We start from the raw sequence: 14,129 nt of genomic DNA, 5'->3' as shown, positions 1-14,129 counted from the left end.
CCAATCGCACGTGTCCGCAGAGGAGTTGAGTACGCCATGACCAATGAGACGGCGACGGGGGACGACCAGGACGGCGGCGTTCCGTACCGCTCTCGGCGGCACGTCCTGGTGCGTGCCGGGGTGCCGCTGGCGGTGGCCGCGGTGATCGCCACGGGGATCGGGCTGGTGCCCGCGCTGGCCGCCGACTCCCCGCCCGACCTGCCGACGCTCACGGCGGAGCAGGTCGTGGCCAAGGCCCTCGGCTCCCAGACCCAGACCCTGTCCGGGACGGTCTCCGTCAGCACCGACCTCGGCCTGCCCAGCCAGCTGCTGGGCATGGCCGGCGGGCTCGGCGCGGCGGCGTCCGGGCACGGCGGGGACGCGGCGGGCGCGTCGGCCGACCCGCAGGCCAAGCTGCTCGGCCTGCTCGGGGGCGACCGGACGCTGCGGGTCGCGGTGGACGGCCCGGAGCACCAGCGGGTCGACATGATGGAGAACATGGCCGGCTACACGGTGGTCCGCAACGGCGACCAGGCCTGGGCCTGGGACAGCTCGTCCAACAGCGCGGTGCACATGACCGGCCGGCCCGCCGACCAGCACCCCCGGGGCCCGCTGTCCGAGCTGCCGACCACCCCGCAGGAGGCCGCCCGGCAGTTCCTGACCGCGAGCGCCGGCACCACCGCGGTCACCGTGGCCGGCACGGCCAACGTGGCCGGGCAGAAGGCCTACCAGCTGAGCGTGAAGCCGACCCAGAGCGGTTCGACCATCGCCGAGGTCCGGATCTCGGTGGCCGCCGACAACGGGGTGCCGCTGGCGGTGGCGGTGAAGTCCACCGACGGCACCACCGTGCTGGACGTCCACTTCACCGACGTGTCCTTCGCCAAGCCCGCCGCCAAGACCTTCGACTTCACCGCCCCCAAGGGCGCCAAGGTGACGGAGCAGAAGGCGGACGACGCGGCGGCCGGGGGCAAGGGCGCGGGCAGGGGCGACGCCGCGGGCAAGGGCGGGGCCAAGGACCACGAGGGCATGAACGTGATCGGCGAGGGCTGGACGGCCGTGTTCACCTCGCAGCTGCCCAGCGGCGCGGTCGAGATGCCGAAGGGCGATGCCAAGGGCGACGGCAAGCACGGCGGCCGCGGCTCGGTGAACCCGCAGGGGCTGATGAAGTCGTTCGGCAAGCAGGTCGACGGCGGCACCCTGATCGGCACCAAGGTCGTCAACGTCCTGCTCACCGACGACGGCCGGGTCTTCGCCGGCGCGGTCACCCTGCCGACCCTGCAGCACGCCGCCGGGGTGAACTGACGGATGACCAAGACTCCCGTAACGGGGGACGTTACGGAGTCGGCCGGGGGTCCGGGCGCCGAGTCGCGCCCGGCCCCCGCTCCCGTTCCGCCCGCTTCCCCCGCTTCCCCTGCTGCCTCCGTCGGCTCCACCGCTTCGGCTGCCTCCGCCGGCAACGACGTCATCAGGACCCGCGGCCTCACCAAGCGCTTCCGGGGCGGCCAGCTCGCCGTGGACGGCCTGGACCTGGCCGTTCCGCGCGGCTCCGTCTTCGGCTTCCTGGGCCCCAACGGCTCCGGCAAGACCACCACCATCCGGATGCTGATGGGCCTGATCGCCCCCACCGCGGGCGTGGCCACCGTCCTCGGCGAGTCGATGCCGCAGTCCGTCGCCTCCGTGCTGCCCCGGGTGGGCGCACTGATCGAGGGCCCCGCGCTGTACGGCTTCCTCTCCGGGCGGGACAACCTGGTCCGGTTCGACTCCGCCGACCCGACCGCCGACCCGCGCACCCGGCCGCAGCGGGTGGACGCGGCGCTGGAGCGGGTCGGCCTGAGCGCCGCCGCGGGCAAGAAGGCCCGCGCGTACTCGCTCGGCATGAAGCAGCGCCTGGGCCTGGCCTCCGCGCTGCTGCAGCCGCGCGAGCTGCTGGTGCTGGACGAGCCGACCAACGGACTGGACCCGCAGGGCATGCGGGAGATCCGGGCGCTGGTCCGGGAGGTCGCGGCGGAGGGCACCACGGTGTTCCTCTCCTCGCACCTGCTGGACGAGATCGAACAGGTCTGCACCCACGCGGCGGTGATGTCCCGGGGCCGACTGGTGGTGCAGGGCACCGTCGCCGAGCTCGCCGCCCGGGCGCAGGGCCGGCTGGTGGTCCGCACCCCGGACGTGGCGCAAGCCGCCGAGGTGCTGGCAGCCCACCAGGTCACCGCCCTGGTGCCCGGCGAGGGCCGGATCGACGGCGAGCCGGGCGAGCGGGGCGACGACGCGCTGCCCAAGCTGTGCGCGGCACTGGTGGAGGCCGGGGTGCGGGTGCACGGCTTCGGGCTGGAGCGGGGCACGTTGGAGGACGCCTTCGTGGCGCTGACCGGGGAGGGCTTCGATGTCGCGGGCTGAGGCACTTGCGCCGCGTACGGGCCGGCGGCCGCAGACGGCGGCCGGGTTCCTGGCGCTGTTCCGCAACGAGCTGCACCTGACCTTCCGCCGACTGCGCACCAAGGTGCTGCTGGGGATCCTGGCGGTGCTGCCGATCCTGATCGGGGTGGTCGTCAAGCTCAACACGGACAGCCCGCACGAGGGCGGCGGTCCGAGCTTCATCGCGCAGACCACCCAGAACGGGCTGTTCCTGGTCTTCACCGCGCTGGCGGTCGCGCTGCCGGTCTTCCTGCCGATGACGGTCGGCGTCGTCGCCGGGGACTCGGTGGCGGGCGAGGCGGCCACCGGGACGCTGCGCTACCTGCTGGTCGCCCCGGCCGGGCGGACCAGGCTGCTGGCCGCCAAGTTCACCGCCGGGCTGGTGTTCTGCCTGGCCGCGACGGCGGCGGTCGCGGCCGCGGCACTGGCCACCGGCGCCGCGCTGTTCCCGCTCGGCGAGGTCACGCTGATCTCCGGTGACACCATCGGCTTCACCGAGGCGCTGCTGCGCGCGGTGCTGGTGGCCGGCGTGGTCGCCGCCTCGCTGGCCGGGCTGGTCGCGATCGGGCTGTTCGTCTCCACGCTCACCGGCAGCGGCATCGCGGCGATGGCCGCGACCGTCGGGCTGGTGATCACCGTCCAGATCCTGGACGCCTTCCCGCAGCTGGACGCGATCAGGCCGTTCCTGTTCACGCACTACTGGCTCAGCTTCTCCGACCTGCTGCGCCAGCCGATGTACTGGGACGACGTGCTGAAGAACCTCGGGCTGCAGGCCGCCTACGTCGCCGTGTTCGGCTCGGCGGCCTGGTCCCGCTTCACCAGCCGGGACATCAGCGCGTGACGATCGTCAAGAGGTGACGGCGTTCAGCGGGTGACGGCCGCCCCGGCCGTCCGCGCGGGTGCGGGGTGCGGCACGGTCGCGGCCCGCACCGCGCGGTCGGCCCGCACCTGGCGCAGCGCGTCCCAGGTGAGCACCGCGAGCGCGGCCCAGACCAGGGCGAAGCCGGCCCAGCGGGCGGGCGGCATCGCCTCGTGGAAGACGGCGACGCCGATCAGGAACTGGAACACCGGCGCCAGGTACTGCAGCAGCCCGAGCACGGTCAGCGGCACCCGTACGGCGGCCGCGCCGAAGAACAGCAGCGGGATCGCGGTGATCACACCGCTGAGCATCAGCAGCCCGGAGTGCCCCCAGCCGTACGAGCCGGCCACCGTGTGCCCGAAGGTGCCGCGCCCGCTGAGCTCCAGGTAGACCAGGTAGCCGAGGGCGAACGGGAACATGAAGGCGCTCTCCGCCGCGAGGCTCTCCAGCCCGCTCAGCCCGACCTTCTTCTTCAGCAGGCCGTAGGTGGCGAAGGAGAAGGCGAGGGTGAGTGCGATCCACGGCAACTGCCCGTAGGCGACGCTCAGCACCGCGACGGCGAGTGCGCCGACGCCCACCGCCGTCCACTGCGCGACGCGCAGCCGCTCCTTGAGGACCAGGACGCCGAAGGCGATGGTGACCAGCGGGTTGATGAAGTAGCCGAGGCTGGTCTCGACGACGTGCCCGGAGTTGACGGCCCAGATGTAGACGCCCCAGTTGACGGAGATCACGGCGGCCGCGCCGGCCAGCATGGCGAGCCGGCGGGGCTGGCGCAGCAGTGGGCGTATCCAGCCCCAGTGCCGCTGGGCGACCAGCATCAGGACCACCGCGACCAGCGACCAGACCATCCGGTTGGCCAGGATGTCGTCGGCGGCGCCCGGCTCCAGCAACGGCCAGAACAGCGGGAAGAGCCCCCAGATCCCGTAGGCCGCGAAGCCGTACCAGAGGCCCCGGCCGCTGTCCTGCTGCTCTGACTGTGGCATGGCCGAGTGCCCTTCCGCGCGCGTGTGGTCAGGTGACCGTAGCGGGCGGAAGGGCAGGCTGTCATCTCCGTTTCCGGATTTTGGTCATGACATTGCTTGAATGCTGGACGTTTCCGGCATCCGGGCCGGTCGGCGGGGGTGCACCCGACCGGGCGGGTCGACGCGAGCGCCCGGGCGATCCGCCCGGACGGCTCAGGCCGTCAGTGCGGCCCGGACGGACTCCGCGAGCGGGACGGTCGGGCGGCCGATCAGCCGGGCCAGGTCGCCCGGGGTGCCGGCCAGCTCTCCGCGGGCGATGCCGGCGTCCACGTCGACGAACACCTCGGCGAAGCCCTCCGGCATCCCCGCACCCACCAGCACCTCGCGGTGCTCGGCCGGGGTGACGTCCCGGTGCACGACCGGCTTGCCCGAGGCCTCCGCCAGCTCGGCGGCCAGCTCGGACAGGCTCCAGGCCGCGTCACCGCTCAGCTCGTACGCCTTGTTCTCGTGGCCGTCGCCCTCGCCCGTCAGGACCGCCACCGCCGCGTCCGCGTAGTCCCGGCGCGGGGCGGTCGCCACCCGGCCGTCCCCGGCGCTGCCGAGCACCACGCCCCGCTCCAGCGTGCCGGCCACGTCGCCCAGGTAGTTCTCGGTGTACCAGCCGTTGCGCAGCAGCGCGTACGGCAGGCCGGAGGCGAGGAGCAGTTCCTCGGTCGCCTTGTGCTCGTCGCCCAGCCGGAAGGTCGCCGTGCCCAGGATGCTGGTGTACGCGAGCAGCGCCACCCCGGCGGCCTTGGCCGCGTCGATCACCGCGCCGTGCTGGGCCACCCGGCTGCCGAACTCGTTCCCGGAGATCAGCAGCACCCGGTCACCGGCCGCGAAGGCCCCGGCGAGCGTCTCGGGCCGGCCGTAGTCCGCCTCGTGGACCCGGACACCCCGCTCCGCCCACTCCTCGGCCTTGGCGGCCGAGCGGACCACGACCGCGATCTCGCCCGCCGGCACGGCCGCCATCAGGCCCTCCACGACCAGGCGGCCGAGCTGTCCGGTGGCTCCGGTGACGACGTACATGGTTCTGCTCCCTGTGGGTGTTCCGATGTCTTCGGAACTCACCCTAGGGATGGCACTAACTTCTGGATAGTACGCACTTTGAAGTACGGTACTGACATGGAGGTAATCGAGGTATTCGAGGAGGACCGGTCGCTGCTGGACCGGGTGCCCGACGTCTACGACCGGATGTGCCCCTCCCGCGGCGTGCTGGAGCACGTCACCAGCCGGTGGGGGGTCCTGGTCCTGGTCGCCCTGCGGGAACGCGGCTACCGCTTCAGCGAGCTGCGCCGCCGGGTGGCCGGGGTCAGCGAGAAGATGCTCGCGCAGACCCTGCAGACGCTGGAGCGGGACGGCATGGTCCTGCGGGAGGCGCACCCGGTGATCCCGCCCCGGGTGGACTACAGCCTCACCCCGCTCGGCATGGAGGCGGCCGAGTACGTCTCGGCGCTCGCGCACTGGGTGGAGGCCCGGATGTGCGCCGTCTCCGAGGCCCGCGAGGAGTACGACGCCAGGCCCCGCTGATCCACCGGGGCGGCGGGGTGGCCTGGGTGACGGGGCGCCGATCCGCCGGGGCGCAGGGGCGGCGGGGCCACGCGGTCAGGCCGGCCGGGCCTCGCCGACGAGGGCTGCCAGGCCGTCCAGGACGCGGGCCAGGCCGAACGCGTAGGCGTGGTCCGGGCTGTACGCGCCGCCGTGCGCCTCACCGGCGGCGGCGCCGACCCGCGCGGCCACCGGGTAGCGCTCGGGGTCGAAGACCCGGGCCAGCAGCTCGGCGTTGGCGGTCCACCACTGCTCGTCGGTCATCGCGCTGTCCTGCTGGGCGGCGCGCTCGTCGGCGGCCATCCGGGCACAGGTCTGGACGAAGCCGAGCAGGTGGGTCAGCGCGGCGTCCAGCTCGACGTCGGTCAGACCGGTGTCCTCGAAGGCGCGCAGCTCGTACTCGTACTTGGCCATCAGGCCGGGCCCGAGCGGCGGGCGGCTGGTGGACACGGCGGCGACCCAGGGGTGGGCGCGGTGCAGCGCGCGGTTGTCGTCCGCGACGGCGGTGACCCGGGCGCGCCAGCCGTCGCCGGCGGGGGCGCTGCGGGGCATGGTCGCGTAGACGGTGTCCAGCATCAGGTCGAGCAGCTCGGCCTTGCCGGGCACGTAGGTGTAGAGCGCCATCGGGGAGAGCCCGAGCTCCTGGGCGACCCGGCGCATGGTGACGGCGTCCACGCCCTCGGCGTCGGCCAGGGCGACCGCGGCGGCGGCGATCTCACCGGTCGAGCGCGCCTGCCTGGGCCCGCGCCGACCGGGCTTCTCCTCGGCGGTGAGCCCCCAGAGCAGGGCGAGGGTGCGCGCCGGATCTCCTGCGCTGCTGCGGTCGGTGGCCATGGGGTCATCGTTTCACGCATCCCCGGGGGCCCCGCACGGCCGGACCGCTACCGTCTCCCCATGACCAGCCCTGAGCCGCTCCCCGGTACGGACACCGCGCAGGCCCTCCGCGCCCGGGTGACCTGCCGCCGCTGCCACCGACCGCTGCACGACCCGGAGTCGCGGATGCTGCGGCTGGGGCCGGAGTGCCGCGACCCGGCGGAGCGGGTCGCGCGGTTCGACGTCGACCAGGATCCGCTGCCGGGCGTCGGGTAGCCGCTCGGGGGTGAGCCGGGGTCAGTGCGGGTTTTGCGCAGGGCCGGTGCGGCGCCGGTGCGGGGTCAGCCGCGGCCGAGCAACCGTCCGAGGAAGCCGGGGCGCCGCGGTCCCGGGGGCCGTTCCGGCTCGGGCGCCGACTCGGGCTCGGGCGCCGGGTCGGGCTCGGACTTCGGGGTGTCGGCGGCGTCCTCGGCGCGGATGGCCGCCCGTGCGAGGTCGCGGTCGGCGGGCGACACCCAGGGCGCGGCGAGCACCAGTCGGCACACCGAGCGCAGGATCGTCACCACGCGCACCCGCCGGGCGTCGACGCAGTAGTGCAGCCGCCGCCGGAGCTGCGCGGCGATGTCGGCGCGGGCCTCCGGGTGCGTCCAGCCGATGGCGACCAGCGCGAAACCGGCCGCCTCGGCGACCCAGTCCTCCGGGCCGAGCAGCAGGTCGAGCAGCACCCGGCGGCGCTCCGACTCCGGCCACGGCTGGTCGGTGCGGTGGTGGGCGATGCCGAGGCAGGCGAAGGACTGGACGGCGCGCACCCACAGCTCGGGCTGGTGGGCGAGCAGGGCCCGGCCGAGCTCGTCCTCGGGCGGCAGCGGCGGGTGGGCCAGGACGCCGAGCAGGTCGTCGAGCGACAACCCGGCGAGGCGGACGGCGTGGTCGTAGGCGGCCGGGACGGTCGGCCAGACGATCCCGGCGGTGGCGCGGACGAGTTCGGCGCTCTCCGGCGCGGGCGGCGCGACGGCGGGCCTGGGGTCGGTGCCCTCCCAGGCCCAGACCCGGGTGACGGTCGCGGTCAGCGGCCGCCGGGGGTCGGGTTCGTCGACGGACTGGTAGGCGACCGCGCACAGCGGCAGCGCGAGGTGGAGGGCGAGCTGCGAGCTGGGCGGTTCGAGGGTGGAGACGTTGCAGTCGATCGCCGTCCCGCGGTCGGTGTCGGGCGCCGCGAGGACCTGGTGCAGCAGGTTGACGGTGGCCTCGGGCGTGCCCGGAACCATGCCGAGCCAGGGCTCCTGGTGGCTCAACCGTGCCAGGACGTCCTGGGCGTACTCGTGGTCGGGGTGGGCGCGGTGGTGGTCGGCCAGGCCCAGCAGGTGCGCCGGGTCGCCGTCCAGGGCGTGCTGCAGGCCGTACCGGGCCGGGGCCGCCTTGGGGTGGTCGGGCTCGGTGGCGAGCACCCGGTCCAGCCAGGGCAGGCCCTCGGCGGGGCGGTCGAGGGCGCCGTACAACTCGGCCACGTCGACGGCGAGGTAGCTGCTGGAGTTGTCCCGGTCCGGTGCGACCCGCTCCAACTCGGCCTCCCAGACCGCGAGGGCGCGCTCCGGACGGCCGTCGGCGCGCAGGGCGTTGCCGAGCATCACCGCGGGCAGGTACCCGGGTGCCGCGCGATGGGCCCGTTCGGCGAGTTCGACGGCGCGGGCGGTGGCGCCGAGCCGCCGGGTCAGGCCGGAGGCCATCGCCAGCAGCAGCGCGTGGTCGCCGTGGCGGGCCAGCACGGCCTGCACGAACACGTCGAAGGGCCCTACGGCCTCGGCCAGTTCGGCGGGGAGCGGGTCGGGCAGGGCGCCGGCCGCGCGGGCCACCGCCTGGGCGACGGCGTCCGGGTCGACCAGGCCGGGCAGGTCCTCCCGGGCCAGCCAGGCGGTGTGCGCCCAGGGCCGGGCCGGCTCGTACTGGATGGCGGAGGCGAGCAGGCCGACGGCGGCGTCCCAGTCCCCGGCGGCCGCCTCCACGTGGGCGCGGCAGACGACCGTGCCGAGGTACACCTCGCCGTCCAGCGGGAACAGCTCGCGCGCGGCCGCCGGGCCGCCGGCAGCGGCGGACAACTCGGCCAGCGCCTCGTGCAGTTCGGGCAGCTGCGGGTCGGCGAGGATGGCGTCGGAGAGGTGGTCGGCGGCGTGGTCGAGCTCGCCGGAGTCGATCGCCAGCCGGGCGACCGCGACCTCCCCCTCGGCGGCCAGCCGGGCGTCGCCCTCGTCGTCGGTGTGACCGCCCATGCCCTGCCCCCCGGTTGCGTCGTCTCGATCCGGACGAGGCTATCCGGTGCGGGCGACGCTCCGGTGATCAGCCTGACGGTAAACTCCGGCCAACTCTCCGATCGGATAAGGCCCTTACGAGTGGTTCAGACCTCCAAGGCGTGCAACTCGCGGCCACCTGCCACCACGATGGCCGAGGCGCTTCGCAGCCGAAGTGCCGCCGTCCCCCTGTCGATCGAGGACACATCGAGGATCCGATGAAGCTTTCGCGCACCATGTCGCTGGCCGCCTCGGCCGCCGTCCTGAGCACCCTCGCCCTCGCCGGTCAGACCGCCCCGGCGTCCGCCGCCGGCTCGTTCGTGGTCAGCGAGTCCCAGTTCAACCAGATGTTCCCGAGCCGGAACCCCTTCTACACGTACAAGGGCCTGGTCGACGCGCTGAACGCCTACCCGAAGTTCGCCGCCACCGGCGACACCGCCACCCGCAAGCGCGAGGCCGCCGCCTTCCTCGCCAACGTCAGCCACGAAACCGGCGGCCTGAAGTACGTCGTCGAGCAGAACAAGGCCAACTACCCGCACTACTGCGACACTTCGCAGCCCTACGGGTGCCCGGCCGGGCAATCCGCGTACTACGGGCGCGGCCCGCTGCAGCTCAGCTGGAACTTCAACTACAAGGCCGCCGGCGACGCCCTGCACATCGACCTGCTGCACGACCCGTACCAGGTCGAGAAGAACCCGGCCACCTCCTGGAAGACCGCCCTCTGGTTCTGGAACAGCCAGAACGGCGCCGGACGGATGACCTCGCACGACGCCATCGTCAACAACAGGGGCTTCGGCGAGACCATCCGCAGCATCAACGGCGCCCTGGAGTGCAACGGCAAGAACCCCGACCAGCGCAACGACCGCATCAACCTCTACCGGAAGTTCGTCGGCACCCTGGGCACGGACGTCGGCGGCGGCAACATCTCCTGCTGATCGACGCGGCGCCGGTGAGCCGCCGGTGCGGCCGTGAGGCCCTGAGGCCTCACTGACGCGGAGTGGGAAGTCGGCCGGGCCGACTTCCCACTCCGGCTTCCGACTCCAACGCTCCCGCTCCGACCTCCGACACCGTCCTCGGAGCACCGTGACGGCGCCACTGTCAGTGCCCTCTGCTTCACTGACGCCAGGCCTGGAGAAGCTGCGTCGAAGGGAGCCTGCGATGGGCGTGCTGACCGACTACTTCCGCGCGCCCGATGCGGCGACGGTCGTACGAGCCCTGGAGCACACGGGCGGCGGGCGGCCCGACTTCGACGACGGGTCCGGGGCCGGGTTCGACGGGGTCGAGGCGAAGCGGATCGACCCGGTCGTCCTGCTGGGCCTGCTCGTCGCGGCGATCCGCCGCGAGGAGTGGCAACCCGGCACGGTGCCGGACGCGCCGGTCTGGCCGACCACGCCGCAGCCCGGCCCGAACGGGCCCGGGGGCGAGGACGACCCGTGGACGACCGGCCCGTGGGTGACCGAGCTGGGCGACGCCGCCCGGGACGCGCTCGCCGGGGTTCCCGACGAACGGGTGCCGGAGGCCGTCGCGCGGTGGGCGCGGGCGGAGGAGTGGGGCGGCGCCGATCCGTCCGATCTCCTGCCGTTGGCCAAGGAGTTGATAGGCCTCGCCCGCCGGGCGCGGGCGGCTGGCGAACGGATGTACTGCTGGATCTGCCTGTAGCGGCCGCGACGGCGGCCCCGTGCGGCGGTGGCGCCGGCGGGAGGGCGAGGACCTCGGCTCGTTCGCCGCACGGCTGCGGGCACTCCGGGACGAGGACGGCACCGGGACGGCCCGGCTCCCGAACGGCGGGCGCGCGTTCGTCGCGCTCGTGGACGGGGACGTGCCGGTGCCGGAGCAGCTGTCCGGCGCGCTGTACCGGCTGTACCCGGGGCCGGTGGATGCCGCGGCCGAGGAACCGGAGCGGCCGACCGCCGGGGACCTGCTGGCCGGGCTGGCGCCTCGACCGTGACGCCGGAGCCTGAATATTTCTTGTCCTGAAATATTCAGGCTCCCGACCGTGTTGACGCCGGAGATCGACGCGGGAAGGGCCTGCGCGAGGGAAGGAGAGCAGCGCCGTGCGCGTCGAGATCTGGAGCGACATCAACTGCCCGTGGTGCTACATCGGCAAGGCGCGGTTCGAGCGGGCCCTGGAGGCGTTCCCGCACCGCGAGGAGATCGAGGTCGTCCACCGTTCCTTCGAGCTGGACCCGCGTGCGCCGCACGAGGCCCGTCCGGTCGTGCCGCTGCTGGCCGCCAAGTACGGGATGAGCCTGGAGCAGGCCGCGGCGGCGGAGGCCCGGATCGCCGAGAACGCGCGCGCGGAGGGGCTGCCGTACCTGAGCGAGGGGCGGGACGCGGCGAACTCCTTCGACATGCACCGCCTGCTGCACTTCGCCGAGGAGCAGGGTCGGCAGGCCGAGCTGCTGGACGTGCTCTACCGGGCCAACTTCGCCGACGAGCGCTCGGCGTTCGAGGAGGGCCGGCTGGTCGAGCTGGCCGTCGAGGCCGGGCTGGACGGCGAGGCGGCGGCGGCCGTGCTGGCCGACCCGGAGGCGTATGCGGAGGCGGTCCGCGAGGACGAGACGACGGCGAGCGCGATGGGGGCGACGGGCGTGCCCTTCTTCGTCCTGGACCGCAGGCTGGGCGTTTCGGGTGCCCAGCCTGCGGAAACGTTCACCCGCGCGCTGGAGCAGGCTTGGGAGAGCCGGGTCACCGTGCCGCTGACGCCGCTGAGGCCGCTCGCACCGAAGGAGTAGCACGGGCCCGGCCGCCTGCCCCGGCGCTCAGGCCGGGATGAGCGCCTCCCACTGGGCCCGGGTCGGACCGTCGTGCTCCGGCGTGAAGTCGGGTCGGGCAGCCAGCCAGGCGGTGACGTGCCGGTCCACCTCTTCGCTGCCGTACGCCTCGTCCGCCGTCCGCACCAGGTGGCGCACCTGGGCCCGGGCCCTCATGACGACCGGGTCGTCGAAGGCGCAGGCGGCCACGGCGGCTGCGCGTCGCTCCGGGAGGGTCGAACCCTCGGCGAGCTGTCGCTCGTTGGCGCGATCGGCCGTCACCTGCGCGTCGAACCACGGGCGGAGCGCCTGCGCCGTCCAGGCGTGGTAGTCGGCCGGGTCCGCGGCGACGCCGTCGACATGGGTGGCCAGGTACTGGGCGGCGATCAGGCCGAGCGCCACGCCGTGGCCCAGAGTCGGGTTGGTGTGGATGAGGCTGTCGCCGGCGTTGACCAGGCCGGTGACGACCGGGCCGTCATCGTCGGCGAGGGCGGTCCAGCGGTTGTCCAGGCCGGCCATCGCCAGGACGGCCGACTGCGGTTCGGCCGCCAGGTCGAGCCACGCGGCGGGGGCGGGGAAGCGGCGGGCGACGGCCTCGAACACGGCGGGGTCGGTGAGCGCGCCGCGGGTCGGATCCGCCGTGGAGAGCATCACGTTCACCGCGAAGGTGTCGTTGTCGGAGGGGAAGACCCCGGCGAGCGCGAACGCTGCGGCCGAGCCGTTCTTCACCCGCCCCGGGTCCCGCGGGCCCTCGCCGCGCAAGCGGTACCAGCGGCTCAGATAGGTGATCCCGGTGCGGTGGCTCTCGACCACCGGCGGCCGGCAGCCGGCCGCGACCAGCCAGGCGGGTACCGGCGAGCGACGGCCGGAGGCATCGACGACGAGGTCCGCCCGGTGCGTCTCCTCGCCCACCCGGACACCGGTGACCCGGACGGGGCTGCCCTCCCCGAAGGTGAGGGCGCTCACCCGGCAGCCCGACCGCACCTCGACGGTGGGCTCCCGCCGCACGGCCGCGGCCAGGGCGGCCTCCAGCACGATGCGACGGGTCCGCAGGGTCACCAGGTCCTCGTCACCCGCCCGGTGCGGCGGGTGCTCGTCGAACCAGTCGAAGTCGTGGTACTCGTGGGCCCCGCGGTCCAGCAGGTCCGCGTAGACGTCCGGCGCCTCGGCGCGCAGGACGGTACGCACCGGAGCGAGGAACGAGTGCGGCTGGACGGCCTGCGGGACCCGGGGCCTGTTCCAGTGGAAGAAGTCCCGGTTCAGGTCGTCTCCGGCCTCGCGCACCTCCTGCTCGAACAACGTGACCGTGTGGCCCCGTCGACCGAGCATGAGCGCCGTCCCCAGCCCGCTGGTACCCCCACCGATCACCGCAACCCGCGCCACCGAACTCCCCTTCGCATCGTGTTGCGGAGGGAGACTACCGCTTGGTGATCACCGACCGCCAAGCGCGGTCGCCGGACACGGGGTCGGCCCGGTCCCGGTCGGATCGAAAGTCAGAGGTCAATGGCAACAGGTCAACGGTCGAGCGGGACAAGGAACTCCGGCCGCAGGCGCCACGGGCTGCCGTCCTCGGTCTCGACGAAGTAGACCGGCCCGACACGGCCCCCGTCGCGGTCGTCCGCCTCGATGACGCAGCCGAGGACCACGCCCCGGGTGCCCAGGACCTCCTCACCCAGGTGGCCGAGTTCGGGTCGCGGCGGGTCCGGGGTGGTCAGTGCCACCCGTTCGCCCCGGGCAAGGGTGGCTTCGTCCGGCCATGCGCTCGTCACGGCGGCAGAGTACGGGGCGGGTCTCAGTCGTAGAAGAACTGGCGGAGGTCGTCGGCGGCGCCGGGGCCGAAGAGGAACGCCTCGAAGCCGCGGACGGCCCGGGACGGTGGTGGGCCGTCGAGAGGGAGCCGCCGCAGCCAGGTCTCGCCCTGCTCACCCACCGCGTGGACGGCGGAGAGCAGTTCGGCCATGCCTGCCGGCCGCGGCGGGGTCACACCGGTGACGGGAACGAGCTCCCAGCCGCCGGCCCGGGCCGCGATGCGGAGCACATCCGCCCAGGCAGCGAGACGGCCGAGCCGTACGGGCCACGGGAGTTCGGCCGAAGGGTCCACGTACGCCGGGGTCGCGGCGGCGATGTCGTCCATGACCCGGCGCTCAAGCGGCGTGCGGGTCCAGCGGCCTTCCTGGGCGTCCTCGATGGCGGCATCCCACCACTCCCAGGCGCTGTGCAATCGGGCCGCGAACTCGTCCATGCGGTCAGGCTAGTGGGAGCGCGGGTTGAGCCGGGTCGCGAGCCAGGGGGAGTTGCGGCCGGCGGCCTCCCGGTAGGCGATCCGCTCCCCCGGCCGCTCGCCGCTCCGGCGAGCGGCCGCGGATCGTTCCTCAAAGTGCCGGGGAAACGCGAAGAACCCCCATCCGGAATCCGGATGGGGGTTCTTCAGCAATGATTGTTCGGCGGCGTCCTACTCTCCCACAGGGTCCCCCCTGCA

15 protein-coding genes and 1 pseudogene are annotated in these 14,129 nt (G+C 73.9%); 9 read left to right on the top strand and 7 right to left on the bottom strand.

Annotated elements, in window-relative coordinates; translation table 11 throughout:
* Nucleotides 1-36: 36 nt before the first annotated feature.
* The 3 genes from ACZ7KX_RS31645 to ACZ7KX_RS31635 are packed head-to-tail and all read left to right on the top strand — an operon-like array spanning nt 37 to nt 3,232.
* Complete coding sequence (locus ACZ7KX_RS31645; RefSeq protein WP_470329449.1) at nt 37-1,281, top strand: LolA family protein; 1,245 nt, start codon at nt 37-39, stop codon at nt 1,279-1,281.
* Nucleotides 1,282-1,284: 3 nt separating this feature from the next.
* Entirely contained in the window at nt 1,285-2,373 is a 1,089-nt protein-coding gene (locus tag ACZ7KX_RS31640) for an ABC transporter ATP-binding protein (RefSeq protein ID WP_470329448.1), read from the top strand.
* The gene (locus ACZ7KX_RS31635) at nt 2,360-3,232 is read left to right on the top strand and encodes an ABC transporter permease (RefSeq protein ID WP_470329447.1); all 873 of its coding nucleotides are present in this window, start codon (nt 2,360-2,362) and stop codon (nt 3,230-3,232) included. Before ACZ7KX_RS31640 ends, ACZ7KX_RS31635 begins: the two co-directional genes overlap by 14 nt.
* Nucleotides 3,233-3,255: 23 nt before the next feature.
* On the opposite strand, the gene rarD is transcribed toward ACZ7KX_RS31635, so the two are convergent.
* Entirely contained in the window at nt 3,256-4,233 is a 978-nt protein-coding gene (rarD, locus tag ACZ7KX_RS31630; protein WP_470329446.1) for an EamA family transporter RarD, read from the bottom strand.
* Nucleotides 4,234-4,425: 192 nt separating this feature from the next.
* Nucleotides 4,426-5,280 carry an SDR family oxidoreductase gene (locus ACZ7KX_RS31625; protein ID WP_470329445.1) on the bottom strand — a complete coding sequence of 285 codons (855 nt, stop codon included), beginning with the start codon at nt 5,278-5,280 and terminating at the stop codon, nt 4,426-4,428.
* 96 nt (nt 5,281-5,376) lie between these two features.
* Between ACZ7KX_RS31625 and ACZ7KX_RS31620 the strand changes: the two genes are divergently transcribed.
* Nucleotides 5,377-5,781, top strand: a complete 405-nt coding sequence (locus ACZ7KX_RS31620) for a winged helix-turn-helix transcriptional regulator (RefSeq protein WP_470329444.1) — start codon at nt 5,377-5,379, stop codon at nt 5,779-5,781.
* A 75-nt stretch (nt 5,782-5,856) separates the two neighbouring features.
* On the opposite strand, the gene ACZ7KX_RS31615 is transcribed toward ACZ7KX_RS31620, so the two are convergent.
* Nucleotides 5,857-6,633 carry a TetR/AcrR family transcriptional regulator gene (locus tag ACZ7KX_RS31615; protein WP_470329443.1) on the bottom strand — a complete coding sequence of 259 codons (777 nt, stop codon included), beginning with the start codon at nt 6,631-6,633 and terminating at the stop codon, nt 5,857-5,859.
* A gap of 60 nt (nt 6,634-6,693) precedes the next feature.
* Between ACZ7KX_RS31615 and ACZ7KX_RS31610 the strand changes: the two genes are divergently transcribed.
* Complete coding sequence (locus ACZ7KX_RS31610) at nt 6,694-6,888, top strand: DUF6011 domain-containing protein (RefSeq protein WP_350526494.1); 195 nt, start codon at nt 6,694-6,696, stop codon at nt 6,886-6,888.
* Nucleotides 6,889-6,953: 65 nt separating this feature from the next.
* Here ACZ7KX_RS31610 and ACZ7KX_RS31605 read toward each other — a convergent pair whose 3' ends face one another.
* Nucleotides 6,954-8,879, bottom strand: coding sequence for a tetratricopeptide repeat protein (locus tag ACZ7KX_RS31605; RefSeq protein WP_470329442.1), 1,926 nt, complete (start codon nt 8,877-8,879; stop codon nt 6,954-6,956).
* 236 nt (nt 8,880-9,115) lie between these two features.
* Between ACZ7KX_RS31605 and ACZ7KX_RS31600 the strand changes: the two genes are divergently transcribed.
* The 4 genes and pseudogenes from ACZ7KX_RS31600 to ACZ7KX_RS31585 form a co-directional block, all read left to right on the top strand.
* Nucleotides 9,116-9,832, top strand: a complete 717-nt coding sequence (locus tag ACZ7KX_RS31600) for a chitinase (protein WP_470329441.1) — start codon at nt 9,116-9,118, stop codon at nt 9,830-9,832.
* 223 nt (nt 9,833-10,055) lie between these two features.
* Entirely contained in the window at nt 10,056-10,556 is a 501-nt protein-coding gene (locus ACZ7KX_RS31595; protein ID WP_470329440.1) for a hypothetical protein, read from the top strand.
* Nucleotides 10,557-10,575: 19 nt separating this feature from the next.
* Entirely contained in the window at nt 10,576-10,845 is a 270-nt protein-coding gene (locus ACZ7KX_RS31590; RefSeq protein WP_470329439.1) for a hypothetical protein, read from the top strand.
* An 82-nt stretch (nt 10,846-10,927) separates the two neighbouring features.
* Nucleotides 10,928-11,632, top strand: a pseudogene (locus ACZ7KX_RS31585) (DsbA family oxidoreductase); the annotation flags it as partial.
* Between the two features lie 27 nt (nt 11,633-11,659).
* Here the strand turns inward: ACZ7KX_RS31585 and ACZ7KX_RS31580 are convergent.
* The 3 genes from ACZ7KX_RS31580 to ACZ7KX_RS31570 all read right to left on the bottom strand — a co-directional run bounded on the left by ACZ7KX_RS31580 (nt 11,660) and on the right by ACZ7KX_RS31570 (nt 13,892).
* A complete protein-coding gene (locus tag ACZ7KX_RS31580; protein ID WP_470329438.1) occupies nt 11,660-13,033 on the bottom strand; it encodes an FAD-dependent oxidoreductase in 1,374 nt (457 codons plus the stop codon).
* Nucleotides 13,034-13,164: 131 nt separating this feature from the next.
* Entirely contained in the window at nt 13,165-13,419 is a 255-nt protein-coding gene (locus tag ACZ7KX_RS31575) for a hypothetical protein (protein WP_470329437.1), read from the bottom strand.
* 23 nt (nt 13,420-13,442) lie between these two features.
* Nucleotides 13,443-13,892 (bottom strand): hypothetical protein, encoded by a 450-nt coding sequence (locus tag ACZ7KX_RS31570; RefSeq protein WP_470329436.1) that lies wholly within the window; start codon nt 13,890-13,892, stop codon nt 13,443-13,445.
* Nucleotides 13,893-14,129 lie beyond the last annotated feature (237 nt).

Source organism: Kitasatospora sp. NPDC038210 (assembly GCF_055600605.1).
The sequence above is the reverse complement of the archived record's forward strand: the minus strand, read 5'-3'. Positions and strand labels throughout refer to the sequence as shown.

What these genes read in the sequence shown, in the direction of transcription:
- ACZ7KX_RS31645 (WP_470329449.1), top strand. Translation starts at nt 37, where the DNA reads ATGACCAATGAGACGGCGACGGGGGACGACCAGGACGGCGGCGTTCCG.
- ACZ7KX_RS31610 (WP_350526494.1), top strand. Translation starts at nt 6,694, where the DNA reads ATGACCAGCCCTGAGCCGCTCCCCGGTACGGACACCGCGCAGGCCCTC.
- ACZ7KX_RS31595 (WP_470329440.1), top strand. Translation starts at nt 10,056, where the DNA reads ATGGGCGTGCTGACCGACTACTTCCGCGCGCCCGATGCGGCGACGGTC.
- ACZ7KX_RS31600 (WP_470329441.1), top strand. Translation starts at nt 9,116, where the DNA reads ATGAAGCTTTCGCGCACCATGTCGCTGGCCGCCTCGGCCGCCGTCCTG.
- ACZ7KX_RS31635 (WP_470329447.1), top strand. Translation starts at nt 2,360, where the DNA reads ATGTCGCGGGCTGAGGCACTTGCGCCGCGTACGGGCCGGCGGCCGCAG.
- ACZ7KX_RS31620 (WP_470329444.1), top strand. Translation starts at nt 5,377, where the DNA reads ATGGAGGTAATCGAGGTATTCGAGGAGGACCGGTCGCTGCTGGACCGG.
- ACZ7KX_RS31605 (WP_470329442.1), bottom strand. Translation starts at nt 8,879, where the DNA reads ATGGGCGGTCACACCGACGACGAGGGCGACGCCCGGCTGGCCGCCGAG.
- ACZ7KX_RS31640 (WP_470329448.1), top strand. Translation starts at nt 1,285, where the DNA reads ATGACCAAGACTCCCGTAACGGGGGACGTTACGGAGTCGGCCGGGGGT.
- ACZ7KX_RS31615 (WP_470329443.1), bottom strand. Translation starts at nt 6,633, where the DNA reads ATGGCCACCGACCGCAGCAGCGCAGGAGATCCGGCGCGCACCCTCGCC.
- ACZ7KX_RS31570 (WP_470329436.1), bottom strand. Translation starts at nt 13,892, where the DNA reads ATGGACGAGTTCGCGGCCCGATTGCACAGCGCCTGGGAGTGGTGGGAT.
- ACZ7KX_RS31625 (WP_470329445.1), bottom strand. Translation starts at nt 5,280, where the DNA reads ATGTACGTCGTCACCGGAGCCACCGGACAGCTCGGCCGCCTGGTCGTG.
- rarD (WP_470329446.1), bottom strand. Translation starts at nt 4,233, where the DNA reads ATGCCACAGTCAGAGCAGCAGGACAGCGGCCGGGGCCTCTGGTACGGC.